Source organism: Pseudomonas veronii, assembly GCF_002028325.1.
Taxonomy (GTDB): Bacteria; Pseudomonadota; Gammaproteobacteria; order Pseudomonadales; family Pseudomonadaceae; genus Aquipseudomonas; species Aquipseudomonas veronii.
In genome coordinates, this window is sequence record NZ_CP018420.1 from 3,099,379 (window position 1) to 3,124,559 (window position 25,181).

Consider the following 25,181-nt stretch of genomic DNA (forward strand, 5'->3'; position numbering starts at 1 on the left):
CGGGTATGTTTTCTCTCGACAGTTCTTAAGGACAAGAACTCTTGCCATTCACTGGTAGAGAGGAACTAGAAATGTCGCCCGTCTCCCCAATCCTTCATGCCCGTTCGCCAATTCCGCTGGCGCTGAGCGCCGCGCCGGCGCCGATTGGCAGCATCATCCCCGAAACCGTTGTGCGCAACCGGCGCGCGGCGCCATCCGATCTACCGGCCAGCGCGGCGCCGCCATGGACCTTGCGGCCAGCGCCGGCCACGTCGGCGGAGGCCGATCATCAGTTACACACGGCGTTGAGCACCTCGGCCCTGCGTCAGTTAGCAGACTCGAGCGTCCAGATTCCCCATGGCGCCACGATTCGTCCAGGCTTCGAGGCGCTGCGCAGTGCCTTCAATACCGCCGAGATGCGGGCCTGGGTCGCCAGCAAAGGGATGGCCCTGGATACCGTCGTGGTCAAACCCGACTCGGTCAGTGGTTGGGTCGTCGACAGTGGGGTAGCGACACAAAAGACCTTCACCTTGAACGACACCTCGGGATGGTGGCAGGTCAGCGCCAGGCTGCGCGCCGCCGCTGCCGCCCTGGATGTGGCCGGCAACGGGCTTGCGTATGTGCATCCCGAGAGCGAAGGCTTGTCTCGCAACGCGGTGTTGCAGGGGTATGGTATTCCCCCGCCGCACACCGCCGACGAACTGCAGACTGTGCGCCAGGCACTCTCGACGGCGGACTGGTCTGCCTTGTCGCCGGAGGTCAAGGGGCGCCTGGAGCAGCGCAACCTGAGGGCTAGAAAAGTCATCGACGTGATGGACGAGCGCGTGCATCTGGCGGGCACCTTGAGTGAGCGCGTGCGGCACCTCTCCGATGAAGACGAGGTGCTGCTGGCCGGCGTGCAAACGCCGATCAGCCGCACCTCGTCGCTGGCGATTGACGGCGCCGAGCAGGCAGCGGTCAGCGAGGTGCTGGCGTCCCATGGGTTGTCGGTGCCGAAGACGGCGCGGGAGGTGCGCAATATCCTGCGCTGGCTCGACGCTGCGCTGCCGCCAGCGCCGGCGCTGGGGGACTATACGCAGTTGATCGCGCGTCAGTGGGCCCCTGGCGTCTTGTCCGACGCCGACAAACGCTTCGTGGCGGAGTTGAGCGATGACGATACTCCTGGCAACAAGCCTGCGGTGAACCTGCTGCGTGTCCTGGATATCCGCGGGGTGCTTGCTCTCAACAGCGCAGGCACCTTGCGCGCCGACGCTGATCGCTTCCTCGAGCAGGTCCTGAGCAGCCCCGTGGCGTTGAACTGGGGCAGGGCCGTGGCGCGTAATCGCCAGTTCCAGGGCGCGTCCGGCAGCGATCAACTCTCGACGCTCGAAGCCAAGCAGTGGGTGCTGGCGGCCATCATGCTGCAAATCGATCCCGACGCACCGGGGCGCCCCGGGACCATTGCCGGCTATGACATCTACCAACCTGCCAACAATGGGCGGACGCTGGCCTCGGTACGCACGGATATCGAAACGCACCTGTGGAAAAAAACCTCACTGGACCCCAAGGTCGCGCCCCTGTTGGCCCACCTGTTTCTGGCCGCTGCCGCCCCTGAGTTTCTGATTCGGGAGGTTCCTTCCACGCTGCGCATGGGGTCTGCGGAATGGGCGGATTTGCGCCTGGGCGTGACCTTTGCCGAACGTCAAGGCGGCGCGGGCAGCTCGCGGGCGATGAGTTACCCGGAAATCATGGCGCTTGCCCGACTGGATGCACGCACTGTGGACGAGGCGGCAGTGCTGGATAACCACGGCGTCGACGTGTTGCTGGACTGGGGCTTGATGCAAGGGGTTTACGCCAAGACCGCCGACGGTCGCTATACACCGCAGCACTACCAGCAGGCCAGTGAAGCCTTTCAGGCCCAGCGCGAGCAACTCCTGCAGGCCCTGATGGCGTTCAAGACGCCGCTGCCGACACGCCGGGACCAGGCGGTCGCGAACCTGCAGAAGGTGTTCCCGGAACTCAGCGGGCCCCAGTTGCAAGCGTTGCAGGTCTACGTTGCGGACCCGGACGAGCGCCGCAACATGAAGGTCTCGGAACCCAAGATCCGTTCGCTGATCGAGACCTATATGACCGGCGACCTGGTCAGGGATCGCTGGATGCTGCTGGAGGCTGACACTCCCGGCGCCACTGGCGCTGCAAGAACGCCCTTTTCAAACGCACGCCCAAGTCGCACCGAACAAGCCGCCATCGTCAAAAACGTGCGTGCCCTGAATGCCAGGATCAAGCGTTTGCCCAGCCTGCTGGGGCAAGTGGTGAGCGAAGTCGACGGCTACCTGGCGAGCCTCAAGCAAGGCTTGGGCATTACCACCAAGCGCATGATCGCCAACTTGCCCCTGGCTGATCGCCAGGCCCTGGAGTATGGCGCCGTCGAGCTGTTTACCCTGCGCGAACAGATCGACGGGGTGCCCACGCTGGACCAGACATCCGCGCAAGTCGAAGCGCGACGAGGGCGCAAAGGCACGCTGATCCGCTGTGACTACAACGGGCAGATCAGCTACTTTGAAGTGTTCCCGGCCAAGATGATGATCGTTAAGCGCACGGACTTACCCGAGCAACTGGTGCTGGGCGGCACCCTCGAAGAGACGCAGCGCACCTACGGACGTTGGGCGCCCTCGACGGTCCTGTTGCAGAACGGCGCAGTGGAGCCGTTCGACTTCACCGCCTACACCTCCGATGCCTTGCCGCGATCGGACGTTTCGTCCGCCGGCATCATTATCGATAAGCTCGGTGATACCTTGCCGGCCGCTCCCGCGGCTGCGAATGGCCGCGTGAGCGCGGCGGTGCCCAACAGCTTTGCATCGCCCCGCAGCCAAGCGATTGTCGACCGGATCCTGCAGGGCAATTTCATTCATCACCGCGACAGTGTGCTCAAGTATGCCCAGGGCCAATTACCCCTTGAGCAACAACGAGAAGTGTCGCAACGCAACGACAGTATTTTGCTGAGCATGATTCCGTTTGTCGGGGCCATCGTGGACCTGGCCAAGGGCAATATCATCGAGGGTACGCGGGGCTTGTTGATCGATACGGCCGGTGCGTTTCTAGGTGGCGCGGGAACGGCGGTGCGCTCGTTGGTCAAATCCACCAAGGTCGTCGCGCCTTTTGGCGCCAAGGCATTCCGCGTGCTGGAAAAGGGCGTGAGCGTGGTCAGCGCGTTTTTGAATCCGGTAGATGGCGCTGCCGATCTGTTGGTCAACAGTGCCAAAGGCGTGCTCGCCTTGCCTCGCGCGTTGAACAGCGCGCCCAACGTGTCGGCGTTCGCGAACATGCTCGCGGCGCAGGAAAAGTTGCGCACATTCTTCGGCGTACACGCGGCAATAGATCGCGCGGTGGCAACGCACAATGGGCACCATCAAGGCGTGCCCATTCGAGCGGTGCAGATGGGCGCGCATTGGTATGCGGCCAATCCTGAAAGCGGCTTGCCGGTCGGTACGCCGTTGGAAGGGTACCGACCGTTGAGCGAGACCTAGAGGGCTCAGTTCAAACCCAGTTTGCCGCGCAGGGTCGACAGGTCTTCAGCCAGGGTATTGACCGGGCCGACCAAGGCTTTGCGGTCGTTTTCCTTGACCTTGTCGTAGGTCTGGAAACCGCCGTCCGCCGTCTTGTACTTGGCCAGGATCGTGTCCACGCTGGCGAAGTTCTTGTCGACCTTGGCCAGGAAGGCCGTGTCCTGTTTCTCGATCTGGCCGCGGAACAGGTCGACGATTTTCTTCGCGCCGTCGATGTTGCCCTGGAAGTCATACAGGTCGGTGTGGCTGTAGCGGTCTTCCTCGCCGGAGATCTTGGTGGCGGCGACTTCTTCGAGCAGGGCTGCGGCGCCGCCCACGACTTTCTCCGGCGGGAAGGTCAGGCCGGCCACGCGCGTCTGCAGGTCCTTGACGTTGTTGTTCAGGCCGTCGGCCAAGGCGTCGAGGCCGTGGGTGGTGTTTTCGGCGAACAGGCTGTACTCGATACGGTGAAAGCCGGTGAAGTCGTCGGCTTTCACGCCTTTTTCGTGGTCGTCGACCCGCGAGTCGATGGCCGCGTCGAGGTCGCTGAACAGCTCGGCGATCGGTTCGATGGCCTCATAATGCACGCGGGTCGGCGCATAAAGCTGCTTGGCGGTGGCCAGGTCGCCTTTTTTCACCGCGTCGGTGAACGCCTGGGTCTGGGTCGCCAGCTCAGCGATTTGTTCGGTGACGTAGATCTTGTAGTCCGACACCGGGCCTACCAGGTCCAGCGGCGCCGTGGCGGCGAAGGCCGCCAGAGGTGAGAGGGTGATTAACAGCGAGAGCGCGAGAGTCGACTTGTTCATGGGACGGTTTCCGCTTTAAGTGTTGGCAGGGGGTTGAACGTGCGTTGCAGCAAGTAGCGTGCGCCCGATGAAATCCTTCGGTCCCGTTGCCCCCGGCAAGGTGAAGAAATACCCGCCGCCGACTGGCTTGAGGTACTCCTCCAGGGGCTCGCCGTTGAGCCGGGTTTGTACGCTGATAAAACCTTTTTCCAGGTCGGCCTGGTAGCAGATGAACAGCAGCCCCATGTCCAGCTGACCGTTTTTGTTGACGCCGTTGGAGTAGTTGAATGGCCGGCGCAGGATCAGGTTGGCCTGGGTCTGCGGCGTGCGCGGGTTGGCCAGGCGGATATGGGCATCGAGCTTGGTCAGCTTGCCTTGCGGGTCTTTGCTGTAATCGGGCACTTGGGCTTCGTGCTGGCCACCCATGGGCGCGCCGGTGGGCTTGATGCGGCCGATGATGCTTTCCTGTTCCTGCAGCGGCGTGCGGTCCCAACGCTCGACAAAATTGCGAATGATCCGCACCGCCTGGTAGCTGCCATTGGCCGCCCAGGCCGGTTCGTCACTGCCGGGCTGCACCCAGACCACTTGGTCCATGGTCTTGGCATCGTTGGAATTCGGGTTGGCCGAACCGTCACGAAAGCCCAGGAAGTTGCGCGCACTCTGCGCAGGCTCGCCGGGGCGGGCGGGCGCCTGCGGCGGCACGCTGCCTTCCTGCTTCCAGCGCACCAGCAGCAGGTCGGGCAGGTTCTTCACGATGTCGCGCAGGGCGTGGATATTGGTGTCCGGGGTGTTGGAGCAAAATTGCAGGCTCAGGTCGCCGTGGCACTGCGCCGCTTCCAACGCATCGTTGGGGAAACCGACCATGCGGATCAGGCGCTTGGGTTTGGCTGCGCTGAGGCCGAAACGCTCATCGAACAGCGATTCGCCGACCGATACGGTGATGGTCAGGTTATCCGGCGTAACCACCGGGCCGAGGATGCCCGAATCGGTGGGCGGCAGTTTCGGGTCGACCTGCGGCACGCTGCCGCCGGTCATCAGGAAGCTGATGCGCTCGTTGAGGGTGCGGAACAGCCGCTCCAAGTCGTCGCGATCACCAGCCAGGACATCGAAGGCCACCAGCATGCCGCAGGCCGGGCGCGGGGTGACGATGCCGCTTTGGTGCTTGCCGAAAAAATCGTGATGGTCCTGGGTCTTGTCGCTGCGCGGAGCGGTGGTCACTTGCTCGGCGGCAGCAGCCATGGCCGGGCAGCTCAAGGTGCTGCCGGCAAGCGCGGCACCGGTGGCGGCCATGCCCAGCAGGACGCGACGGCGTTGAAGGTCTAACGGTGGTAAATCACTCATGTATGCGGTCGTCTTCACTGTAGGCCGGAGAGGCCAAGGGCGGGGTCGATTCCATCGAGTGCGGCGGCCAGTACCTTGGCCTTGTCGGCGATCTGCTTGCGCTGATCGGCGGTAACACGGTCGTAGCGGCTGAACTGGCCGTCGACTTTCAAACCATCGAGCGCCGTCTCGAACGCGGCGAGGGCCGTGTCGATGTTCGGCAACAGGTCGGCGGCGGACTTGCTCAGCAGCGGACGCATCAGGTCCACCACCTTGCGCGCGGCATCCAGGTTGGCGGCGAAACCGTTCAGGTCGATATGGCTGTAGCGCTCTTCTTCGCCACTGACGGCGCGCACGTCGGCCAGGCTATTGAGGTTGCGCACCACGATGCTCACCAGTTGTTCCGGTGGCAGCGACTGCGCCAGCAACTGTTGTTTGAGGGTGCCGACGTCGCTCACCAGGCGCTGCGCCAGCGGGGCCAGGCCATCGAGGCTGCGTTGCTGGAACAGGCCGTATTCGAGGCGGTGGAAGCCGCTGAAGGCTGGGTCCTGCTCGCGTTTTTCGAAATAATCGGCGCGGGCGTTGATCGCGTTGTCCAGTTGCGCCAGGCGTTGCGACGCCGCGGCGAGACGCTGATAAGCCTCGCGGGCCGGCACATACAGCGCCTGAGCCTGGGCCAGGTCACCGGCGTCGATCGCTTGTTGCAAGGCGGTCGTGGCCTTGATCAGAGCGCTGGCCTGGCTGCTCAGGTACACCCGGAATTCCGACAACGGCCCGATAAACGCCACCATCGACGGCTTGGCCTTGGCTTGGGCGTCGGATGCCGCCGTCGGCGTTACGTGCAAGGTGCCGCGCGGGTTGCTTAACAGGCCGCAGGTAATTGCATAGTCGCCGGGCAACAGATTGGCATTGATCACCTGGCTCAGGCCCGGCGCGATGTTTTCGCGTTCTTCGACCACCAGCACGCCGTCGAGGATCTCCCATTCCACCGCGCGGTCGGAGCGGTTGATGATGCGAAAACTCGCGCGCCCGGCCGCAACGGTCAGTGCGTTGGGTTCGCAGGCGTGGCCGTGAATGGTCACGACGGTTTCATCTTGGTGGGTCTGGCGCTTGGTCGCTGCCAGCTGCGAGGCATAGTAGAACAGGCCGCCGGCGGCGATCATCACGATCGCCGAGCCGGCTACCGCCCAGCGCAGGGCGCGTGGCGGCGAGGCCGGTTGAGGAGTTGGGTTGGACAAGGGACGGTCCTTACGGGTGAGAAACGGAAGAGGGCGCGGCGACCGGCTTGGCGGGTGCCGCGGGCAGGAAGAACATCGCCAGGGCCACCACCAGGTAGATCAGGTAGGCCCCCAGCGTGCTGACGGTCGGCGCATCCTGATAGCCGAACATCCCGGCGAGTACCGAGCCCACCGGGCCATCCATCGGCAACGTCGCGCTGACATCGAACAGCACGCTTTGCAGGTGGTTCCACATGCCGGCTTCATGCAGGGCCTGCACGGAGTTGGCGAGGATGCCGGCGGCCACCACCAGGATGAACAGGCCGGTCCAGCGGAAAAACGCGCCGAGGTTCAGGCGCATGCTGCCGCTGTAGATCAGGAACCCGACGATGATCGCCAGCACCAGGCCGAGCAGGGCACCCAGCGGTGCGCCGGGGCCTTCACTCTGCTGGAACACCGCCAACAGGAAGAACACGGTTTCCAGGCCTTCACGGGCCACGGCGAAAAACACCATCAGGATCAGCGCGGTGACTTGGTGGCGCGAGCCGGCCAGGGCATGGTCGAGGGATTGGTGCAGCGAATGTTTGATCGAGCGTGCGACCTTGCGCATCCAGAACACCATGGAACTGAGAATGCCCACGGCGACCAGGCCGACCACGCCTTCGAACAATTCCTGCTGCTTTTGCGGAAATTCGGCACTCATCAGTTCCAGGCCGCCACCGACCAGCAAGGCCAGGGCCGCGGCGAGGAAGACACCGACCCACACGGCGGGCATCCACTGGCCACGGCCGGTCTGTTGCAAGTAACTGGCGATGATGCCAACGATCAATGCGGCTTCAATGCCTTCGCGCAACATGATGAGAAAGGGAACAAGCATTCGACACCGCAGGGAAACTGGATAGGAAGCTAAGTTGTAACATAATGATACTCATTGCCAAACAAGAAACATTGACCTTTACTGAACGGCGGCTGAACGGTGGTGGCAAAGCTCAAGCGCCCTTATGATGCACCCCACCTTTTGTGCCGTTGGATTGCCCCACACCCATGTCGGAAAAAGACACCATCTCCATCCATCTTGTGCGCGAAGCCCTGTTGCAGAGCTGCGCGTCGGAGGCAGCGAGCGTTGAGGCCTTGAGCAAGGCGGGCATTGCTCCCGAGCTGCTGTTGCAGCCTGGTGCACGTGTCTCGGCCACGACCTACGCTCGGTTGTGGCGCCTGCTGGCGCGGCGCCTGGACGATGAGTTTTTTGGCATGGACCCGCGCCCGCTCAAGTCCGGCAGCCTGGCGTTTCTGTGCCGCGTGGCCATGGCACAACCGACGGTGGCGGCCGGGCTGGAAACCGGCTTGGCGTTCCTGTCATTGATGCTCGAGCATCTGCCTGCCCAATTGGTGCGCCAGCAAAGCCTGGCGGAAATCGTGCTGCTCGAAACCGAGCCCGAGCCACGCCGGGCGTTCAGCTATTTCACTTATTGGATGATCGTCCACGGCGTCGCCTGTTGGCTCGCGGGGCGGCGTATACCGATCCTGGCCATCGAACTGCGCTGCCCACAACCGGATTTTTGTGACGATTACCGGGTGATGTTCTCCGACAACCTGCGTTTCGACCGGCCGCGCACGCGCATGATCTTCTCCGCCGATTGCCTCGACCTACCGATCAAGCGCAGCGCCGAAGAACTCAAGCGTTTCCTTGGCCACGCACCGGCCAATATCCTGGTCAAATACCGCGACCCCGACAGCCTGGCCACGCGCATCAAGCACGACCTGCGCCAGATGCCGCCCGACACCTGGCCGGAAACCGACGGCCTGGCTGCCAACCTGTGCATCTCCGCCTCGACCCTGCGCCGCCGCTTGGCGGAAGAGGGGCAAACGTATCAGGGGCTCAAGGACAGCGTGCGCAAAGAGTTGGCGATTGTCTGGCTGGCCGAACCGCAGATCAGCTTTGCCGAAATTGCCACGCGATTGGGATTTGCCGATGCCAGTTCGTTCTACAAGGCGTTTCGTAAATGGGTCGGGTCGAATCCGGGGCATTATCGTAGTTTGATTTTGAACGAGACAAATCGCCTGTGATGGAGTGAGTGTACGGGATAAAGAGCCAAACTCAGGCACGCTCCTCTATCGAGAGATCACTGCGGGAAGAATTAACAAAAAATGCCAGTGCATTGATTGCATGATTGGCAGCGAACATGCCTTGAACATATTCGGGGATGCCTTGTGACCACTTCACGTTGGGATGGCTTTCAAAAAATGAAAGGTAATCGTCCAGCTTTCGTTAAATAAGGCGATTGCCTTGTATTTTACGTCAGTTTCAGCTTGCTGGCCGTTGGTATCAAAAGCACCCAGGCCAGATATGAACATATGAAACGCCTCGCCATCAATTACGTCGTTTTCATAAAACCGTCTGCCGACTTTTTTAGTTCGTTGGTGGTGATCGATGTCATGTCGTAGTCTTTCAAAAATGCTTTCAGATCATCAATCGACTCTTGTTTTCGAAGCTTCAACGTGTCCGAAGCTTTTGATTCTTCCGTTATCGTGAATGTATTGACAACCTGTTCCGGGTTCTTTATCTGGAACGGGTTAGACGCTTTGGTGTACCTCATTTGTTTCGCAGTCAATAAAACGGCCATAGTGAAATCCTCCATTAGTCGAAACGTACACTTTTATATCGGGCCACTCTTGTACCTACTTTAAAAAGTGCCGTGACCGAATGGGCCGTGGGGCAAAGAATTGGCTGGAGGCGACCAATCCAAGGAGATTTTTACATCAGAAGGCGCTGATGGCTTTCGTGCCCGTTGCATTACTGTGGTCATGTTATTTAACGAAAACAGTCTGTTGGAATAGATGCGAGGAAGTGTCTGACAGCGATTAGCTTGAGAGGGGTAGTCCATTTCCCAAATTGATCTACCGCGTGCAAATCCACCGGCTAAATCCGCGACAACGCTTGAGCCGTTAATTAGATTACGACGCCATCTTCATTCAATCAGGAATGCACGTATGGCAAGCAATACGCCCACATCAACCGGCTCCCTTCGCCCACTGCTGCTGAGAGGTTTTTAATGTCTCAGCCCTATGCGTTCATTAATGATTGGCAACAAACCTCAGTTGAACTCAAGGCAAGATTGCGCTTGAGCCAGCACGCCGAAGCCAAGTTCGACAGGCTCAATACCCATATTCGAAACGTTGTGGTGCTGCCGGGGCAGTTGGTCATCATCGGTGATGACTCCACGGCGTTGTGCAAGCCGGAAGAGCATCTGCTGATGCAATCCGCCTGGCGTATCCGCCATAACGTGATGGCCGAAGGGGGCGACGCCTTTGCCCTGCAAAACTACGATTTGTTGCAGAAACTGCTCGGCTACACGTCGCTCGGTATCGGCACGGCGGGGGATGCTTGGAATCGCCACTTGAAGGCGATCGTCAAAACCCTGGAAGAAATCGATGCCCTGCATAAACAGGCGTTGCGCCGAGGCGGTGGCGCAGAGCGGGATGAGTTTTTGGCGCGTCGCCAAACGCTGTTCAAAAAACTGGAAGCACAATTGCGCGGGTTTGCCCGTTACGGCACGGGTTTGCGTAATGAAGGCTCGATCAAGAAAATGCTCGGTATTTCCACCAAGAGTTATCTGCATACCGGGGAGATCAGTCGATATGCCGAGAGGATTTCGCGGATTTCCAGGGTGGCGAAAGTGCTCAAGGCTGGGACGCCGTTGGGGATTGCTTTGAGCGCTGCGTCCACTGGGCTGGAGATCAAGGAAGCCTGTTCCACGGGGAGGGAGGAGCAGTGTACGAAGGCTAAGTATGTGGAGGTGGGGAAGCTGGCAGGAGGCGTTTCATTAGGCGCTGCCGGAGGGTTGATTGGATCGAGTTTGTGTCTTGCCGTACTGGTACCAACAACGGGTCCAGGTTCGCTGGCTTGTCTATTAATCGGTGGCGCGGCGGGCGGCGTCGCAGGAGGCGCGCTTGGCAGTAGGGGTGGGGAATTAGTGGGTGAAAAGCTCTATGAATATTAACGATTTCCTAAGTTCTCATATCATTTTCTGGTTTGAAATAGCGTTGTGTATTTCACTCGGCGTTGCCTTGCTGATCTATGTTTTTCTGGCCTATCGGCGTTTGGAATACATGGAGCGCCTTCTGAATAAATGCAGTTTCGTTGTGTTTCACGCCCAGTTTTGGGGCAACTCACCGCGAGGGAGAATGATGCGATTCGGCGCGGTCGCAGTAGCAGTATTGCTGCCAAAGCGGAACTTAAAACGTGGTGTCATTGACTGGCAGCAAGTCCAGGAATTTCCTCGCTGTCTGAAAAACTTGTTCCGTGGTATCTATTTCGTCATCGTCGTTGTCTTTATGTACGGCATCGTTTTTTGGCTGCATAAATGAAACAATGTTCAGTAGGACTATTTTTTTCAGTTGAGGAGCCAAAAAAAGCATCGTGACTGAATGGAGTGCGGGGCAAAAACTGGCTGGTTGCGACCAACCAAAGAAACTCTTTACATCATCTGGTGCTGCTGGTATTTCGCGTCAGTTACGTTGCCGCAGTCATATTGTTTAACGAAATTATTCCATTGGAATAGCTATTAGGAAGTGTCTGGCAGCTATTGGTAGGCGAGGGGAAGTCCATTTCCAAAGTTGATCGACGATGCGCGAATTTATCTGGTAAATCCGCGACAACGCTTGAGCCGTTAATTAGATTACGACGCCATCTTCATTCAATCAGGAATGCATGCATTGCAAGCAACAGGCTCACATCAACCGGTTCCCTTCGCCCACTGCGGCTGAGAGGTTTTTAATGTCTCAGCCCTACGCGTTTATCAATGATTGGCAACAAACCTCAGTTGAACTCAAGGCAAGATTGCGCTTGAGCCAGCACGCCGAAGCTAAGTTCGACATGCTCAATACCCATATCCGGAACGTTGTGGTGCTGCCGGGGCAGTTGGTCATCATCGGTGATGACTCCACGGCGTTGTGCAAGCCGGAAGAGCATCTGCTGATGCAATCCGCCTGGCGTATCCGCCATAGCGTGATGGCCGAAGGGGGCGACGCCTTTGCCCTGCAAAACTACGATTTGTTGCAGAAACTGCTCGGCTACACGTCGCTCGGTATCGGCACGGCGGGAGATGCGTGGAATCACCACTTGAAGGCGATCGTCAAAACCCTGGAAGAAATCGATGCCCTGCATAAACAGGCGTTGCGCCGAGGCGGTGGCGCAGCGCGGGAGGAGTTTTTGGCGCGTCGCCAAACCCTGTTCAAAAAACTGGAAGCACAACTGCGCGGGTTTGCCCGTTACGGCACGGGTTTGCGTAATGAAGGCTCGATCAAGAAAATGCTCGGTATTTCCACCAAGAGTTATTTGCATACTGGAGAGATCAGCCGGTATGCCGAGAGGATTGCGCGGATTTCCAGGGTGGCGAAAGTGCTCAAGGCTGGGACGCCGTTGGGGATTGCTTTGAGCGCTGCGTCCACTGGGCTGGAGATCAAGGAAGCCTGTTCCACGGGGAGGGAGGAGCAGTGTACGAAGGCTAAGTATGTGGAAACGAGTAGGTTAGTAGGCGGGGTTGCTGGTGGTTTAGTGGGGGGCTATGCGGCGGCCACGTTATGTTTCGTTGTGTTGGGGCCCACTACAGGACCGCTATCATTAAGTTGTTTGTTGATCGGCGGCGGGACCGTAGGCGCTGTCATGGGCAGTCGTGGAGGGGATCTGGGCGAGCATTTAGGAGAGAAACTATATGAGTATTGATTGTTTTATTTATCATCCGCTGAAGCTCTGGTTTGATTTGACTCTGTTTTTTTTGGTCTTCATCGCCTTTGTGGTTTTGATATACCTGGCTTATCGAAGACTCGACGAAATGGAATATCTTCTAAACAAATGCAGTCTTATCACACCCAATCAACGTGTTTGGGGTAATTCGATTCGAGGAAGAATGATTCGACTATCTGCCGTCACCGCAGCGGTTGTTCTACCAAAGTGGAACGTAAAACGAGGTGCAGTGGATTGGCAGCAGGTACAAGCCTTTCCTCGTAACCTCAAGCGATTGCTTCAGGGAACCCTGCTTGTTGGAGTGCTTTTTCTAATGAGCGCCACCGCTGACATCTTGTATAAGTGGCTACATCAGTAACTGCGACACAAAAAAAAGCCCCATGACCAAACGGACCACGGGGCTAAAAATTGGCTGGATGCGACCAACCAAAGGAGCTCTTTACATCACTTGGCCGTAGCGACCACCGTATCCGGCTGCCAACCGCCACCCAGCGCCTTGTAGATCGCAACAATCCCGCGATACAGATCAACCTCGGCCTGGGCCTGGGAGTCTTCGGCGGCCAGGCGTTCGCGTTGTGCGTCGAGCAGCACGAGGAAGTCCACGGTGCCTTCGCGGTAGCGGATCGCGGCGAGGTCGGCGGCGGCGCGGCTGGATTCGCTTTGGCGGATCAGCGAGACCAGGCGTTGCTGACGCTTGCCGTAGTCGCTGAAGGCGTTCTCGGATTCTTCCAACGCCAGCAACACTTGCTGCTCGTAGTTGGCCAGGGCGCCATCGGCCTCGGCATCGGCGCCGCGCAGGCGCGCACGCACGCTGCCCAGGTCAAACGCGGCCCAGGTGATGCTCGGGCCGAGGGCCCAGGCATTCGCCGCGGATGAACCGATCTGCGAACCGCGCCCGGCGGTGAAGCCGAGGAAGCCGCTGAGGCTGACCCGTGGGAACAGGTCGGCCTTGGCCACGCCGATGCGCGCGGTGGCGGATGCCAGTTTGCGTTCGGCACTCAGAATGTCCGGGCGCCGTTGCAGCAGTAGCCCTGGATCGCCGATCGGCAGCGCCTTGGCAATCGCCGGCAAGTCTTTCGGGCTCAGGTCCACGCTCAGCTTGTCGGGGCGCTGGCCGAGGAGGGTGGCGATGCGGTTGCGCTCGCGCACTTGTTCGGCCTGCAGTTGCGGCACGCTGGCTTCCACCGCCGCGAGGCGCGCGTCGGCACGTTCCACGTCGAGTTGGTCGCCCACGCCGGCATCGCGCAGGCTGACGGTGATGGTGCGCGACTCCTGTTGGTTCTTCAGGTTGTCCAGGGCGATGCGTTCACGCAGTTGCGCGCCGCGCAGTTGACCGTAGGCGTCCACCAGTTCGGCAATCAGCGTGACTTGCAGCTGGTACAAGTCGGCTTCGGCCGCTTGCTGGTCGGCGTCGGTGGCTTCCAGGTTGCGCTGGATGCGGCCGAACAGGTCCAGCTCCCAGGCCATGTCCAGGCCCAGGTCATAACGCTCGCTGTTGACGCGCTTGGTGGTCTGGCCAGGGATTTGCCCCTTGGCCAGGTCACTGCTGGCGCGGCTGGTGATGGTCGGCATCGCGTCGTTGCTGGCGTCATCGCGGATCGCCCGTGCGGCCCGCAGGCGGGCAAACGCCACACGCAGGTCGCGGTTACCGCTCAGCGACTGGGTCACCAACTGGTTCAGAGTCGGGTCGTCGAACTGCTGCCACCAGATGCCTTCGAATTTCCCGTGGTCGTATTTTTTGGCATCGGCGGCAGCCGTGATATTGGCCGCCTCCGGGGTCTGGGTTGTGTAGTCCGGGCCCACGGCACAGGCGCTCAGCGCCAGGACCAGCAAGCTCGGCAGAAAGACTTTCACACTCATTGCTGTGTCTCCAGCTTCAAGGCCTTAGCCACTTTGCGCGCGTCCTGGCGCTCCACATAGCGACGGATCAGTACGTAGAACACTGGTGTCAGCAACAGCCCGAAGAAGGTCACCCCGATCATCCCGGAGAACACCGCCACGCCCATGGCATGCCGCATCTCGGCACCGGCACCGCTGGACAGCACCAGGGGCACCACACCCATGATGAAGGCGAACGAGGTCATCAGGATCGGCCGCAGCCGCAGACGGCAGGCTTCCAGCACCGCGGCGAGCGGGTCGAGGCCTTCCTGCTGTTTATCCTTGGCGAACTCGACGATCAGAATCGCGTTCTTACAGGCCAGGCCCACCAGCACGATCAGGCCGATCTGGGTGAAGATGTTGTTGTCGCCGCCCGAGATGATCACCCCGGTGATGGCCGACAGCAGCGTCATCGGTACGATCAGGATCACCGCCAGCGGCAGGCTCCAGCTTTCGTATTGGGCGGCCAGTACCAGGAACGCCAGCAGCACACAGAGCGGGAACACGAACAGCGCGGTGTTGCCCGAGAGGATTTGCTGATACGTCAGGTCGGTCCACTCGTAGGTCATGCCGTTGGGCAGTTCATCCTTCAGCAGTTTTTCAATCGCGGCCTGGGCCTGGCCGGAGCTGTAGCCCGGTGCAGCGTTGCCGTTGATTTCCGCGGTGATGAAGCCGTTGTAGTGCATTACGCGGTCCGGGCCGGAGGTGTCGCTGACCTTGATGAAGGTCGCCAGCGGGATCATCTCGCCTTTGTTGTTACGCACTTTCAGCTGGCCGATCTGGTCTTCATCCAGGCGGAACTGCTGTTCAGCCTGCACGTTGACCTGGTAGGTGCGGCCGAAGCGGTTGAAGTCGTTGGCATACAACGAACCCAGGTAGATCTGCAGGGTGTCGAAGATGTCGCTGATCGCCACGCCGTGGGTCTTGGCCTTTTCGCGGTCGATGGCGGCATCGACCTGGGGCACGTTGACCGTGTAGCTGGTGAACAGGCCGAACAGCTCCGGCGTGGTGCGGCTCTTGGTGATGACGTTCTGCACTTCTTTGTACAGCTCTTCGTAACCCAGGTTGCCACGGTCTTCGATCTGCAGGCGGAACCCGCCGATGGTGCCCAGGCCCTGTACCGGCGGCGGTGGGAAGATCGCCATGTAGGCTTCCTGGATGTCGCTGTACTTGCCGTTCAGCGCACCGGCAATCGCACCGGCGGACATGCTCGGGTCTTTACGCTCGTCGAACGGTTTGAGGGTCACGAACACGATGCCGCTGTTCGGGCTGTTGGTGAACCCGTTGATCGACAGGCCCGGGAAGGCCACGGCGCTTTCCACGCCCGGCTGTTTCAGGGCGATGTCGGACATGCGCTTGATCACGTCTTCGGTGCGATCCAGGCTCGCGGCGTCCGGCAATTGGGCGAAGGCCACCAGGTATTGCTTGTCCTGGGCCGGTACGAAACCGGTCGGGGTGTGGGCAAACCCGAACCACGTCAGCACCATCAGGCCGGCGTACAGGAACAGCGCGATGCCGCTGCCGCGGATCACCCGGCGCACGGTGCCGACGTAACCATGGCTGGCTTTTTCGAAGAAGCGGTTGAACGGCCGGAACAACCAGCCCCCCAACAGCTTGTCGAGCACCTTGGAGAAGCGATCCTTCGGCGCGTCATGGCTGCGCAGCAACACGGCAGCCAGGGCAGGGGACAAGGTCAGCGAGTTGAAGGCCGAGATCACCGTCGAAATCGCAATGGTCAAGGCGAACTGCTTGTAGAACTGCCCGGTCAAGCCGCTGATGAAGGCTGCGGGAATGAACACGGCGCACAGCACCAGTGCCGTGGCGATGATCGGCCCGGTCACTTCGCTCATGGCCTTTTCAGTCGCCTGGAACGGTTCCAGCCCCAGCTCGATGTTGCGCTCGACGTTCTCCACCACCACGATGGCGTCATCCACCACGATGCCGATGGCGAGTACCAGGCCGAACAAGGACAGTGCGTTGAGCGAGAAGCCGAACAGGTGCATCACCGCAAACGTACCGATCAGCGAGACCGGCACCGCCACCAACGGAATGATCGAGGCGCGCCAGGTCTGCAGGAACAGGATCACCACCAGCACCACGAGGATCAGCGCTTCGAACAGGGTATGCACCACCGCCTCGATGGAGCCGCGCACGAAGATGGTCGGGTCGTAGACGATGCTGAAGTCCATGCCTTCGGGGAAGCTCTTCTTCAGCTCCGCCATTTTGTCGCGCACTTCGTTGGAGATCTGGATCGCGTTCGAGCCTGGGCGCTGGAAGATCGGGATCGCCACGGCCGGCTGGTTGTTGAGCAACGAACGCAGGGCGTATTGGCTCGAACCCAGCTCGACCCGCGCGATGTCTTTGAGGCGCGTGATTTCACCGTTATCGCCGGCGCGAATGATGATGTTCTCGAACTCTTCTTCCGTGACCAGGCGGCCCTGGGTGTTCACCGACAACTGGAAGCTGGTGGCATTCGGTGCAGGCGGCGCACCCAGCGCACCGGCGGCCACTTGACGGTTCTGCTCGCGAATCGCGGTCACCACATCGGTGGCGGTCAGGTTGCGCGAAGCGGTCTTGTTCGGGTCCAGCCAGACGCGCAGGGAATAGTCGCCCATGCCGAACAGCTGCACATCACCCACGCCGCCCAGGCGCGCCAACTCGTCCTTGATGTTGAGCAAGGCGTAGTTGGACAGGTAAAGCATGTCGTAACGCTGATCCGGGGAGGTCAAATGCACCACCATGGTCAGGTCGGGGGAGGCCTTGTCCACGGTGATACCGATGCGCGTCACTTCCTCGGGCAGCTTGGGTTGCGTGCGCGTCACACGGTTTTGCACCTGCACCTGCGCGTTGTCCAGGTCGGTGCCCAGGGCGAAGGTGATGGTCAGGGTCAGTTTGCCGTCGGCGGTCGACTGCGAGGACATGTACAGCATGTTCTCGACGCCGGTGATCGCCTGTTCCAGCGGCGCGGCGACGGTTTCGCCGATGACTTTGGGGTTGGCGCCAGGGAAGTTGGCACGCACCACCACGGTCGGCGGCACCACTTCCGGGTATTCGCTGATCGGCAGTTGGAACAGCGAGATCGCGCCAGCGATCAGGATCAACAGCGAGAGCACCGCTGCGAAGATCGGCCGCGAAATGAAGAACTTGGAAAAATTCATCTTGAGTCGTATCCCTTAACCGCGTGGAGTCGCGACGGCTGCGAGCTTGGGCGCGGTTTTTGCCGGCGCCACTTGCTCCAGGTTGCTGGCTTCAAGCGCTTGTCGTTGTTGGGCCAAGGCGGCGAGGGTTTCCTTGCTGGCCATCGGGATGGTTTCCGGGGCGACCGGCGCGCCCGGGCGCACACGCTGCAGGCCCTTGACGATAATGGTGTCGTCCTTGTTCAGGCCGCTGCGCACGATGCGTAAACCTTCGATCTTTGGCCCCAGTTCCACCGAGCGGTAGGCCGGCTTGTCGCCTTCCATCACCAGCACGAACTTCTTGCCCAGGTCGGTGCCGACCGCTTCATCGTTGATCAGCACGGCGGAGTAAGTGCCGCTGCCGACCAGTTTCAGGCGGGCGTACAAGCCAGGGGTGTATTCGCCTTTGCTGTTGTCGAATACCGCGCGGCCACGGATGGTGCCGGTGGCCGGGTTGACCTGGTTGTCGACGAAGTTCATCTGGCCCAGGTGCGGGTTGCCGGTTTCATTCGACAGGCCCAGGTACACCGGGGTGGTCGCGCCACGGCGACCCTGGCGGGCGAGTTCGGTGTACTTGAGGTACACGCGCTCATCGGCGTCGAAGTAGGCGTAGACCTTGTCGGTGGAGACCACGCTGGTCAGCGCGGTGACGTCGGCGGTGACCAGGTTGCCAGCGGTGATCTCGGCACGGCTGACACGGCCGCTGATCGGCGCGATGACGCGGGTGAAGCTCAGGTTCAGCTTGGCCAGGTCCAACTGCGCCTGGATGCCGGCGACAGCGGCGCGGGCTTCCTGGGCGGCGGTGGTGCGCGAGTCGGCCAGTTCGGCGGAGATCGCGTTGCTCTGACGCAGGCGTTCGCCCCGTTGCGCTTCGTTATCGCTGCGGGTGGCGGCGGCTTTGGTCTGTTGCAGTTGGGCTTCGAGGCGGCGCACCTCGGCCTGGAACGGGCGTGGGTCGATCTGGAACAGCAGGTCGCCTTTCTTCACGAGGGCGCCTTCGGTGAAGGCCACCTGATCGATCTGGCCGGACACCCGTGGACGGATCTGCACGGTTTCCGGTGCTTCCAGGCGTCCGGTGAATTCGTCCCACTCGTTGACCGGTTGCTCAAGCACCTTGGCCACGCTGATTTTTGCAGGAGGCATGGCGGCCGCTTGTTCCGGGGTTTTGCCGCACGCGCTCATCACCGCCACGGCCAGAATCGCCAGGGGCAAGCGTAAGTGTTTGAGTGTCTGTTCCATGAGGTGTATCCGCCAATGTATTTGAGATGGGCGGATCATGCGCGGGGAGCTGCTAGGTCACGAATCGAATGAAGCAAAGATAACTATCATTCGGAATGATATAAGCGCGGAGTGAGCCCTCTAGTCTGCGGGTTTCATTAGGCAGCTATCAATATGCTTGATGACAAAGGCATGTTGCGCGCGCTGCAAGGAACGCCGCAATGCCTACCTGGCACTGTCGCTCGCCAGCTGCGCAACGATGCGTTCTATCAACATTCTCACCCGTCTGGGCTGAATGCGCGTGGGCGGGTAGACGATGTTCAGCGCTGTGCGGCCCAGGTCGTAATCCTCGAGCACCTCGACCAAGCGGCCGGCGTCGAGATCGGCACGCACGTCCCACACCGATTTCAAGCAAATTCCGTGGCCGGCCAGGCACCATTGGCGGACCAGCGCGCCGTCGTTCGCCACGCGGCGGCCACGCACCATGATCCGGTGGGTCTGCCCGTGCTGCGTGAACGCCCACTCCCGCGAAATATTGACGCCGAAGCGCATCACCAGGCACTCGTGCGCGGCCAGGTCCTCGGGGTGTTGCGGGGTGCCGTGGCGCGCCAGGTACAGCGGTGATGCACACACCACTCGGCGGTTTTCGCCAATCAGACGGGCATGCAGGGTGCTGTCGGCCAGCGCGCCGAAGCGCACGGCGAAGTCGATCCCCTGGCCGACGGGGTCGACATAGCCATCGCTGAGGTTCAGGTCGATACTGACCTGCGGGTGCTCCTGCATGAACTGCGCAAGGATCGGCTCGATGTATTGGCGACCGAAGTCTTGCGGGGCGCTGAGGCGGATCGGCCCGCAAAGGGTGTCGGCGCCCAGGCGAATGCTGGTGTGCAACTCGTCGGCGTCTGCCAACAGGCGATGCGCGCCATCGACCAGCAGGCGGCCTTCATCCGTGAGGTTGATCGCGCGGGTGGTGCGCTTGAGCAGGCTGGCGCCGTAAAAACTCTCCAGCTGCGCCAGCCGTTCCGACACCGAGGCCGGCGATAAGCCCAGTTCCCTGCCGGCGGCAGACAGCCCGCCTTTCTCGACGATCAGCAAAAACAGCTCAAGGTTCTTCAGCAGCATTATTCGGTTTTTCCGAAAGTGATTTTTGATTTCAGCTCAATTATCAAAATAAACCTAAAGGACTAGCGTTGCATCCGTGTTTATTCAACGGAGTTACCGTCATGTCATCTGTGAACCTGCAACGGCGTACCTTCCTGGCCCAGGCGGGCGCGGGCGCCGCGGTGTTGACCGCCGGATCGCTGCTCGGCAGCGCCAACGCGAGCGCGGCGCAGGCCGGGCAGAGTGGGGCGGCACCGGCTGCGCGCCAGGCCAAGGGTGGTTTCTGGCCCGGCGACACACGGCTTGTGGTCTCGATCTCGATGCAGTTCGAGGCCGGTGGGCAACCGCTGAAGGGCACCGACAGCCCGTTTCCCAAAGTGGACTTCCCCGACAGCGTGCCCGCTGACCCGGCCACCAATACCTGGTTCGCCTATGGCTACCGCGAAGGCATTCCCAGGCTGCTCGACCTCTGGGACCGGCATGGGGTGAAGGTCACCAGCCACATGATCGGCGATGCGGTGAAGCGGCATCCGCAGTTGGCCCGGGAAATCGTCGCGCGCGGACACGAGGCGGCGGGCCATGGCCCGCGCTGGAGTTCGCAATTTGCCATGAGCCGCGATGAAGAACGCACGTTCCTGCGCCAGGCCGCGAGCATGGTGCAGGACGTCACCGGCCAGCCGGTCAGCGGCTACAACTGCAATTGGCTGCGCCGTGGCCCCAACACCCTGGCGCTGCTGCAAGAGCTTGGCTACGTCTATCACATCGACGATGTGAGTCGCGATGAGCCGTTTATCGAGCAGGTCAACGGCCAGGATTTCGTGGTGGTTCCGTACACCTTGCGCAACAACGACATCGTCTTGATCGAAGGCCGCAACTACTCACCGTCGCAGTTCCTGGAACAGGTGAAGCTGGACTTCGACCAGCTGTACGAAGAGGCCGGCAGCCGGCGCCGCATGATGTCGATCAGCGCCCACGATCGCATCAGCGGTACGCCGCAAATGGTCCGGGTCTGGGATGAGTTTTTGCGCTATGCCAACCGCCACCCCGGCGTGGCCTTCATGCGCAAGGACGCTATCGCGCAGTACACCCTTAAAAGCCCGCTTAGCCTGCGCGAACACGAGACCCTCTGAGCCCATCACCCAAGGAGATTTTTCAATGAAACCCTCACCTATAGCGCGCGTTTGCCTCATCGCCACACTCTTGACCTCGACCTTTTCCGGCGCCGTCCTGGCGGCCAGCACTGAACTGGTCAAGCCGGGTGTGCTGGTGGTGGACAAGAGCCTCCCGCCTGCGCAACTGGCGCTCATGGAAACCGCCGCCCGCCGTTATGACACCTTCTGGGACACCGGCGACGAAAGCCTGGCCCGTGAGGTGCTGGCCGCAGATTTCATCGACAAAACCCCACCGGCCGGACGTAAACAAGGCCCCGAAGGCCCGTTGCTCGCCTCCCGGGCGTTTCGTGAAGCGGTGCCGGACCTGCGTTGCGAGGTCGAACACATGCTCATCGCCGGCGACCGCGTGGTGGTTCACCTGCATTTTCGCGGGCACTTCACCGGCACCTTCGGCCAGCTCAAGGGCGGTGGGCAGCCCGTGGACTTTATCGCCACCGATATCTATCAGATCGACAACGGCAAGATCGCCGCCAACTGGCACATCGAAGACAACCTCACCTTGATGAAACAGTTGGGTGCCCTGTAATCCTTGAGAGGCATCGCGTGCCTGACACTTCGGGCCAGGTCGAAGCATGGCGGGGTGGCAATTTTTTACAATTGCGGCTTCTATTAGCAGCGGTGCTGCCACGCGAGGAAACCTCATGACTGCGTCCATCGATCCCGGCCTGCTGGCTATCTATGAAGCCTGGCACGCCAGCGTCTGTGCCGGCGACCTGGCCGCGACGGCGGCGTTGTATGCCGAGCAGGCGGTGTTCGAAACGCCGCTGGTGCTGGCGATCTACCCCGACCACGGCAGCGGCGTGCTGGTCGGCCGGGAGACGATCCAGCGGTTCATGGAGGACAGCAAGCGCCGCTTTCCCAATGACCTGGCTGAGTGGTATCGCAGCGATAAAGCCTTCATCAACGGCCGCAACCTGACGTGGGAATACCCGCGCAAGACGCCGAAGGGGGAGCAGGTCGACCTGATGGAAATGATGGAGATAGAAAACGGCTTGATCACCTGCCACCGCGTGTATTGGGGCTGGTATGGCGTGCGCTTGCTGGCGCCAGTGCTGGCGAAGGCGCAAGCGCTGTGAACCCGCGTGCGGCGGTTGCGATCATTGGTGGGTCTGTGACCGGTGTTGCGGCGTTTATCCAACTGGTGCGCGCCGGCAACGCCAAGCGTATCGACATCATCGATCCCGAGGGGCTGGCGGACTCGATTGCCTTCGGCGTCTGCGAGGACGTGCTGTTATGCAATACCTCGGTGCAGACCCTGTCGATACTGGACGATGAACCGCACGACTTTCAGCGTTACCTCCAGGCGCAGGGCATCGACGTCGGCGAAGACGCGTTTGTGCCACGGACCTGGGTGGCGGGCTATCTCAAGCAACGCTATGCCGAGTACCGCGATGTGGCCGAGGTCCGGGGCATTGCGCATCGGATCGTGCGGGCGACGGTGCGGCATATCCAGCCGGTCGCTCGCGGCGACTATCGCCTGGTGCTGGATGACGGCGGCGACCTGCGCGCCTGTGCCGTGCTGGTCTGCACCGGCAGTGCCGCGCCGTTCGTGCCGCCGCTGGTCAGCCCGCATGCCGGTGCGCCGGGCATTTTCTCCACGCCATACCCGGCCAAGGCCTGGCTGGACAGCCTGGATAAACCGTCACGGGTCTTGGTGCTGGGCAGTCGCCTGTCGGCGGTCGACAGTGTGTTGCTGCTCTGCGGCGCAGGGCACCAGGTGCTGATGGCGTCGCCTTCCGGGCGTTTGCCGGGCGTGCGTACCGCCACCCCCCGGCGTGGCGCGGTGGCCCTGGATGAAGCGCGATTCGCCCGGCTGGACCTGGAAAACCCCAAGCTGTACTGGCACTTGCTGCGCATCGTTGCGCGGGCGACCAAGGCGATCAATGGCCGCTCGCTGCGCGAACAAGTCGATCGCAGCGCGGAGCCCATCCAGCGCCTGCGCGGCGAAGTCGCCTTGGCCCGACGGGGCGCGACGGACTGGCAGAACCTGTTGGTGCAGTGCATGGACCTGGCCGACGGGAAGTTGCGCGCGGCGCCGCCCTCGGTGCGCGTGGCGGCGCTGCAAAACTGCTGGGAAGCGGTCGGGCGTTACCTGTTCGCGGTGCCGTTGCAGACCGCAACCACGCTGCTGCGCCTGATCGACGAAGGGCGCCTGCAACTGGCCGCGCACTTGCCGACACAGCTTGAGTGGCAAGGTCAATGGCGGGTCCACGATGCCCAGGGGCGTATCGAGGCGGTGGATGCGGTGGTGTGCGCCAGCGGTTTTCATAAACAGTTTTTCCATGCCTCGCGCAACGGCCTTGAGCTGCAGGTGCCGCCGGCAACGCCGTGTACGCCGCCTTATGTGTCAGCGCAGTTGCAGGTCAGCCTGCCCGGCGCCGAAGCGCCGGAAGACATCTGGCTGCTGGGCATGGCCTCGTACCTGGCGGCGCCGATGGTCAATTCGGTGTACCAATCGGTGCGCCAGGCCCGCGAGGTGGTGATGCTGCTCGCCGAGCACCCTTCATTCATGGACAAACACGCAACCGAGGCAGTGGCATGAAAGTGTATGGCGACAGAGGTTCGAGCAATACCCGGCGCGTACTGACGACCGCCGCTTACCTGGGGCTTGAGGTCGAATTCGTCTTCCTCGACCTGTTCAGTGGCGAAAACCGCACGCCGGAGTACCTGGCGCTCAACCCCAACGGCACGATCCCGACCTTGGTCGACGGCGACGTGGTGCTGTTCGAAGCCTCGGCGATCATGATTTACCTGGCGGAACGGGCCGGCTCGTCATTGCTGCCCGCGGGCAATGCCAAGTACGAAACGCTCAAATGGATGTTCTGGGCCGCCGAGCATTTTCGTCGCGGGCCCACGGTGCTGATCGAGCAGCGGTTCATGGACCGCCTCAAAGGCCGCGCCGAGAACCCGACCCTGGTGGCCGAAGCGCTGCAGGCGATCCACCGCTACACGGCGGTGCTCGACGGGCACTTGCGCACCCGGCGCTTTGTGGTGGGCGACGCGTTGAGCCTGGCGGACATCGACCTGGCGGCCCCGCTGAGTCATATCCCGCGGACCCAGGCGCCGTTTCTGGAGTATCCCCATGTGGCGGCCTGGTACGCACGGATCAATGCGCTGCTCGCCTGGCAGCAGAGCGGGGTGGCCCAGGAGCGCCGCATCGCCGAAATCGAGCGCTTGTTCAGCTCGCAACAGGTGCCGGCATAAGGGTTTTCCTGGCCGGGGTCACGGCATGCAGCGGTGCTTCGAGATGGCGCAGGTGCTCAATCCCCAGATGCAGCTTGAATGCCCGCCAGCCCGAGCCGGTCACATGTACCGCGCGCGAGCCGGCGGTTCGGCGCAGCCAACCCAACTGGCAAAAAGTCTCCAGCAGGTGGGTGCCGAGCGGCCCGGCGATGTGATGTTGCCGTTCGGTCCAATCCAGGCAGCGGCGGGCCTGGAGGTGGTCGTGCAAGCATGGCTCGCCGGCCTGCGGGTTGAGTGACTGCAGCCACTCGGTACCACGCCGGGTGAGCACGTATTCGCGCTCGTCGCTTTCAAGGAGAAAACCCTGCTCCAGCATGCCTTGGGTCACCGCTACGCCGACCTGGCCGGCCAGGTGGTCGTAGCAGCAACGGGCAAAACGCAATTCATGGGCCGAACGGTTGGGCAGGCTACGCCACGAACTGGTTTGCGGTGCGACCGCCGCCAGGCTTTCCAGCACATGGGACACATCGGGGCCGGCCAATTGATAGAAGCGGTTGCGGCCCTTGATCTCCACGGTGAGCAAGCCGCCGTCGAGCAGCTTCGCCAGGTGCGAACTGGCCGTCTGCGGCGTCACGCCAGCGGCATCGGCCAAGGCGCTGGCAGACATCGAACTGCCATCTGCCAGGGTGATCAGGATCACTGCGCGCACGGGTTCGGCGATCAGGTAGGCGATGGATGAGATTTTTGGCTGGGTCATTCCGTCGAACTCCGTGCTGTGCCAGGTGAAATCGGATTTCAGGATGACATAAACATAAACACTTCGACACAGCTCGAAGCGTTTATCCCAGAAAGCTGCATATAGTCGAGCCGCCCCCTTAAAGG

The 25,181-nt window shown here is 61.3% G+C and carries 21 protein-coding genes; 11 read left to right on the forward strand and 10 right to left on the reverse strand.

What is annotated here, in order from left to right; genetic code table 11:
- Window positions 1-71: 71 nt before the first annotated feature.
- On the forward strand, window positions 72-3,485 hold the full coding sequence (locus tag PverR02_RS14275) for a hypothetical protein (protein ID WP_079443676.1): 3,414 nt from the start codon (window positions 72-74) through the stop codon (window positions 3,483-3,485).
- Window positions 3,486-3,490: 5 nt separating this feature from the next.
- On the opposite strand, the gene efeO (PverR02_RS14280) is transcribed toward PverR02_RS14275, so the two are convergent.
- The 4 genes from efeO (PverR02_RS14280) to efeU are packed head-to-tail and all read right to left on the reverse strand — an operon-like array spanning window position 3,491 to window position 7,702.
- Window positions 3,491-4,309, reverse strand: a complete 819-nt coding sequence (gene efeO / locus PverR02_RS14280; protein ID WP_017847273.1) for an iron uptake system protein EfeO — start codon at window positions 4,307-4,309, stop codon at window positions 3,491-3,493.
- Window positions 4,310-4,324: 15 nt separating this feature from the next.
- Window positions 4,325-5,629, reverse strand: a complete 1,305-nt coding sequence (efeB, locus tag PverR02_RS14285; protein WP_026140066.1) for an iron uptake transporter deferrochelatase/peroxidase subunit — start codon at window positions 5,627-5,629, stop codon at window positions 4,325-4,327.
- A 14-nt stretch (window positions 5,630-5,643) separates the two neighbouring features.
- Window positions 5,644-6,846, reverse strand: a complete 1,203-nt coding sequence (gene efeO / locus PverR02_RS14290; protein WP_079443677.1) for an iron uptake system protein EfeO — start codon at window positions 6,844-6,846, stop codon at window positions 5,644-5,646.
- Window positions 6,847-6,856: 10 nt separating this feature from the next.
- Window positions 6,857-7,702, reverse strand: a complete 846-nt coding sequence (gene efeU, locus PverR02_RS14295) for an iron uptake transporter permease EfeU (protein ID WP_079443678.1) — start codon at window positions 7,700-7,702, stop codon at window positions 6,857-6,859.
- A 167-nt stretch (window positions 7,703-7,869) separates the two neighbouring features.
- Here efeU and PverR02_RS14300 point away from each other — a divergent pair, with 167 nt between their 5' ends.
- A complete protein-coding gene (locus tag PverR02_RS14300; RefSeq protein ID WP_079443679.1) occupies window positions 7,870-8,892 on the forward strand; it encodes an AraC family transcriptional regulator in 1,023 nt (340 codons plus the stop codon).
- A gap of 308 nt (window positions 8,893-9,200) precedes the next feature.
- On the opposite strand, the gene PverR02_RS32595 is transcribed toward PverR02_RS14300, so the two are convergent.
- Entirely contained in the window at window positions 9,201-9,449 is a 249-nt protein-coding gene (locus PverR02_RS32595) for a hypothetical protein (RefSeq protein ID WP_227778860.1), read from the reverse strand.
- 429 nt (window positions 9,450-9,878) lie between these two features.
- Between PverR02_RS32595 and PverR02_RS14310 the strand changes: the two genes are divergently transcribed.
- The 4 genes from PverR02_RS14310 to PverR02_RS14325 all read left to right on the forward strand — a co-directional run bounded on the left by PverR02_RS14310 (window position 9,879) and on the right by PverR02_RS14325 (window position 12,929).
- Complete coding sequence (locus PverR02_RS14310) at window positions 9,879-10,826, forward strand: hypothetical protein (RefSeq protein ID WP_079443680.1); 948 nt, start codon at window positions 9,879-9,881, stop codon at window positions 10,824-10,826.
- Window positions 10,816-11,193 (forward strand): hypothetical protein, encoded by a 378-nt coding sequence (locus PverR02_RS14315; RefSeq protein ID WP_079443681.1) that lies wholly within the window; start codon window positions 10,816-10,818, stop codon window positions 11,191-11,193. The genes PverR02_RS14310 and PverR02_RS14315 overlap by 11 nt, the downstream gene beginning before the upstream one ends.
- 409 nt (window positions 11,194-11,602) lie before the next feature.
- On the forward strand, window positions 11,603-12,550 hold the full coding sequence (locus tag PverR02_RS14320) for a hypothetical protein (RefSeq protein ID WP_079445014.1): 948 nt from the start codon (window positions 11,603-11,605) through the stop codon (window positions 12,548-12,550).
- Window positions 12,540-12,929 (forward strand): hypothetical protein, encoded by a 390-nt coding sequence (locus tag PverR02_RS14325; protein ID WP_079443682.1) that lies wholly within the window; start codon window positions 12,540-12,542, stop codon window positions 12,927-12,929. The genes PverR02_RS14320 and PverR02_RS14325 overlap by 11 nt, the downstream gene beginning before the upstream one ends.
- Window positions 12,930-13,015: 86 nt before the next feature.
- Here PverR02_RS14325 and PverR02_RS14330 read toward each other — a convergent pair whose 3' ends face one another.
- The 4 genes from PverR02_RS14330 to PverR02_RS14345 form a co-directional block, all read right to left on the reverse strand.
- Window positions 13,016-14,431, reverse strand: a complete 1,416-nt coding sequence (locus PverR02_RS14330; RefSeq protein WP_046383236.1) for an efflux transporter outer membrane subunit — start codon at window positions 14,429-14,431, stop codon at window positions 13,016-13,018.
- Complete coding sequence (locus tag PverR02_RS14335) at window positions 14,428-17,607, reverse strand: efflux RND transporter permease subunit (RefSeq protein WP_079443683.1); 3,180 nt, start codon at window positions 17,605-17,607, stop codon at window positions 14,428-14,430. The genes PverR02_RS14330 and PverR02_RS14335 overlap by 4 nt, the downstream gene beginning before the upstream one ends.
- Before the next feature lie 15 nt (window positions 17,608-17,622).
- Window positions 17,623-18,864: a multidrug efflux RND transporter periplasmic adaptor subunit MexE gene (mexE, locus tag PverR02_RS14340; protein WP_079443684.1), complete on the reverse strand. Its 1,242-nt coding sequence runs from the start codon at window positions 18,862-18,864 to the stop codon at window positions 17,623-17,625.
- Between the two features lie 204 nt (window positions 18,865-19,068).
- On the reverse strand, window positions 19,069-19,965 hold the full coding sequence (locus PverR02_RS14345) for a LysR family transcriptional regulator (protein ID WP_046383239.1): 897 nt from the start codon (window positions 19,963-19,965) through the stop codon (window positions 19,069-19,071).
- A gap of 101 nt (window positions 19,966-20,066) precedes the next feature.
- Here PverR02_RS14345 and PverR02_RS14350 point away from each other — a divergent pair, with 101 nt between their 5' ends.
- The 5 genes from PverR02_RS14350 to PverR02_RS14370 all read left to right on the forward strand — a co-directional run bounded on the left by PverR02_RS14350 (window position 20,067) and on the right by PverR02_RS14370 (window position 24,320).
- A complete protein-coding gene (locus PverR02_RS14350; protein WP_046383240.1) occupies window positions 20,067-21,074 on the forward strand; it encodes a polysaccharide deacetylase family protein in 1,008 nt (335 codons plus the stop codon).
- A gap of 25 nt (window positions 21,075-21,099) precedes the next feature.
- On the forward strand, window positions 21,100-21,642 hold the full coding sequence (locus PverR02_RS14355; protein ID WP_079443685.1) for an ester cyclase: 543 nt from the start codon (window positions 21,100-21,102) through the stop codon (window positions 21,640-21,642).
- A 115-nt stretch (window positions 21,643-21,757) separates the two neighbouring features.
- Window positions 21,758-22,192: a nuclear transport factor 2 family protein gene (locus PverR02_RS14360; protein ID WP_079443686.1), complete on the forward strand. Its 435-nt coding sequence runs from the start codon at window positions 21,758-21,760 to the stop codon at window positions 22,190-22,192.
- Window positions 22,189-23,658, forward strand: coding sequence for an FAD/NAD(P)-binding protein (locus tag PverR02_RS14365; RefSeq protein ID WP_079443687.1), 1,470 nt, complete (start codon window positions 22,189-22,191; stop codon window positions 23,656-23,658). The genes PverR02_RS14360 and PverR02_RS14365 overlap by 4 nt, the downstream gene beginning before the upstream one ends.
- Window positions 23,655-24,320: a glutathione S-transferase family protein gene (locus tag PverR02_RS14370; RefSeq protein WP_017847290.1), complete on the forward strand. Its 666-nt coding sequence runs from the start codon at window positions 23,655-23,657 to the stop codon at window positions 24,318-24,320. The genes PverR02_RS14365 and PverR02_RS14370 overlap by 4 nt, the downstream gene beginning before the upstream one ends.
- Here PverR02_RS14370 and PverR02_RS14375 read toward each other — a convergent pair.
- A complete protein-coding gene (locus PverR02_RS14375; RefSeq protein ID WP_046383244.1) occupies window positions 24,295-25,056 on the reverse strand; it encodes an ArsR/SmtB family transcription factor in 762 nt (253 codons plus the stop codon). The genes PverR02_RS14370 and PverR02_RS14375 overlap by 26 nt on opposite strands.
- Between the last annotated feature and the right edge of the window lie 125 nt (window positions 25,057-25,181).

Bases quoted from the DNA above. Each gene is read 5' to 3' on its own strand.
- PverR02_RS14275 (WP_079443676.1), top strand. From the start codon at position 72: ATGTCGCCCGTCTCCCCAATCCTTCATGCCCGTTCGCCAATTCCGCTG.
- efeO (WP_017847273.1), bottom strand. From the start codon at position 4,309: ATGAACAAGTCGACTCTCGCGCTCTCGCTGTTAATCACCCTCTCACCT.
- efeB (WP_026140066.1), bottom strand. From the start codon at position 5,629: ATGAGTGATTTACCACCGTTAGACCTTCAACGCCGTCGCGTCCTGCTG.
- efeU (WP_079443678.1), bottom strand. From the start codon at position 7,702: ATGCTTGTTCCCTTTCTCATCATGTTGCGCGAAGGCATTGAAGCCGCA.
- PverR02_RS14300 (WP_079443679.1), top strand. From the start codon at position 7,870: ATGTCGGAAAAAGACACCATCTCCATCCATCTTGTGCGCGAAGCCCTG.
- PverR02_RS32595 (WP_227778860.1), bottom strand. From the start codon at position 9,449: ATGGCCGTTTTATTGACTGCGAAACAAATGAGGTACACCAAAGCGTCT.
- PverR02_RS14310 (WP_079443680.1), top strand. From the start codon at position 9,879: ATGTCTCAGCCCTATGCGTTCATTAATGATTGGCAACAAACCTCAGTT.
- PverR02_RS14315 (WP_079443681.1), top strand. From the start codon at position 10,816: ATGAATATTAACGATTTCCTAAGTTCTCATATCATTTTCTGGTTTGAA.
- PverR02_RS14320 (WP_079445014.1), top strand. From the start codon at position 11,603: ATGTCTCAGCCCTACGCGTTTATCAATGATTGGCAACAAACCTCAGTT.
- PverR02_RS14325 (WP_079443682.1), top strand. From the start codon at position 12,540: ATGAGTATTGATTGTTTTATTTATCATCCGCTGAAGCTCTGGTTTGAT.
- PverR02_RS14330 (WP_046383236.1), bottom strand. From the start codon at position 14,431: ATGAGTGTGAAAGTCTTTCTGCCGAGCTTGCTGGTCCTGGCGCTGAGC.
- PverR02_RS14335 (WP_079443683.1), bottom strand. From the start codon at position 17,607: ATGAATTTTTCCAAGTTCTTCATTTCGCGGCCGATCTTCGCAGCGGTG.
- mexE (WP_079443684.1), bottom strand. From the start codon at position 18,864: ATGGAACAGACACTCAAACACTTACGCTTGCCCCTGGCGATTCTGGCC.
- PverR02_RS14345 (WP_046383239.1), bottom strand. From the start codon at position 19,965: ATGCTGCTGAAGAACCTTGAGCTGTTTTTGCTGATCGTCGAGAAAGGC.
- PverR02_RS14350 (WP_046383240.1), top strand. From the start codon at position 20,067: ATGTCATCTGTGAACCTGCAACGGCGTACCTTCCTGGCCCAGGCGGGC.
- PverR02_RS14355 (WP_079443685.1), top strand. From the start codon at position 21,100: ATGAAACCCTCACCTATAGCGCGCGTTTGCCTCATCGCCACACTCTTG.
- PverR02_RS14360 (WP_079443686.1), top strand. From the start codon at position 21,758: ATGACTGCGTCCATCGATCCCGGCCTGCTGGCTATCTATGAAGCCTGG.
- PverR02_RS14370 (WP_017847290.1), top strand. From the start codon at position 23,655: ATGAAAGTGTATGGCGACAGAGGTTCGAGCAATACCCGGCGCGTACTG.
- PverR02_RS14375 (WP_046383244.1), bottom strand. From the start codon at position 25,056: ATGACCCAGCCAAAAATCTCATCCATCGCCTACCTGATCGCCGAACCC.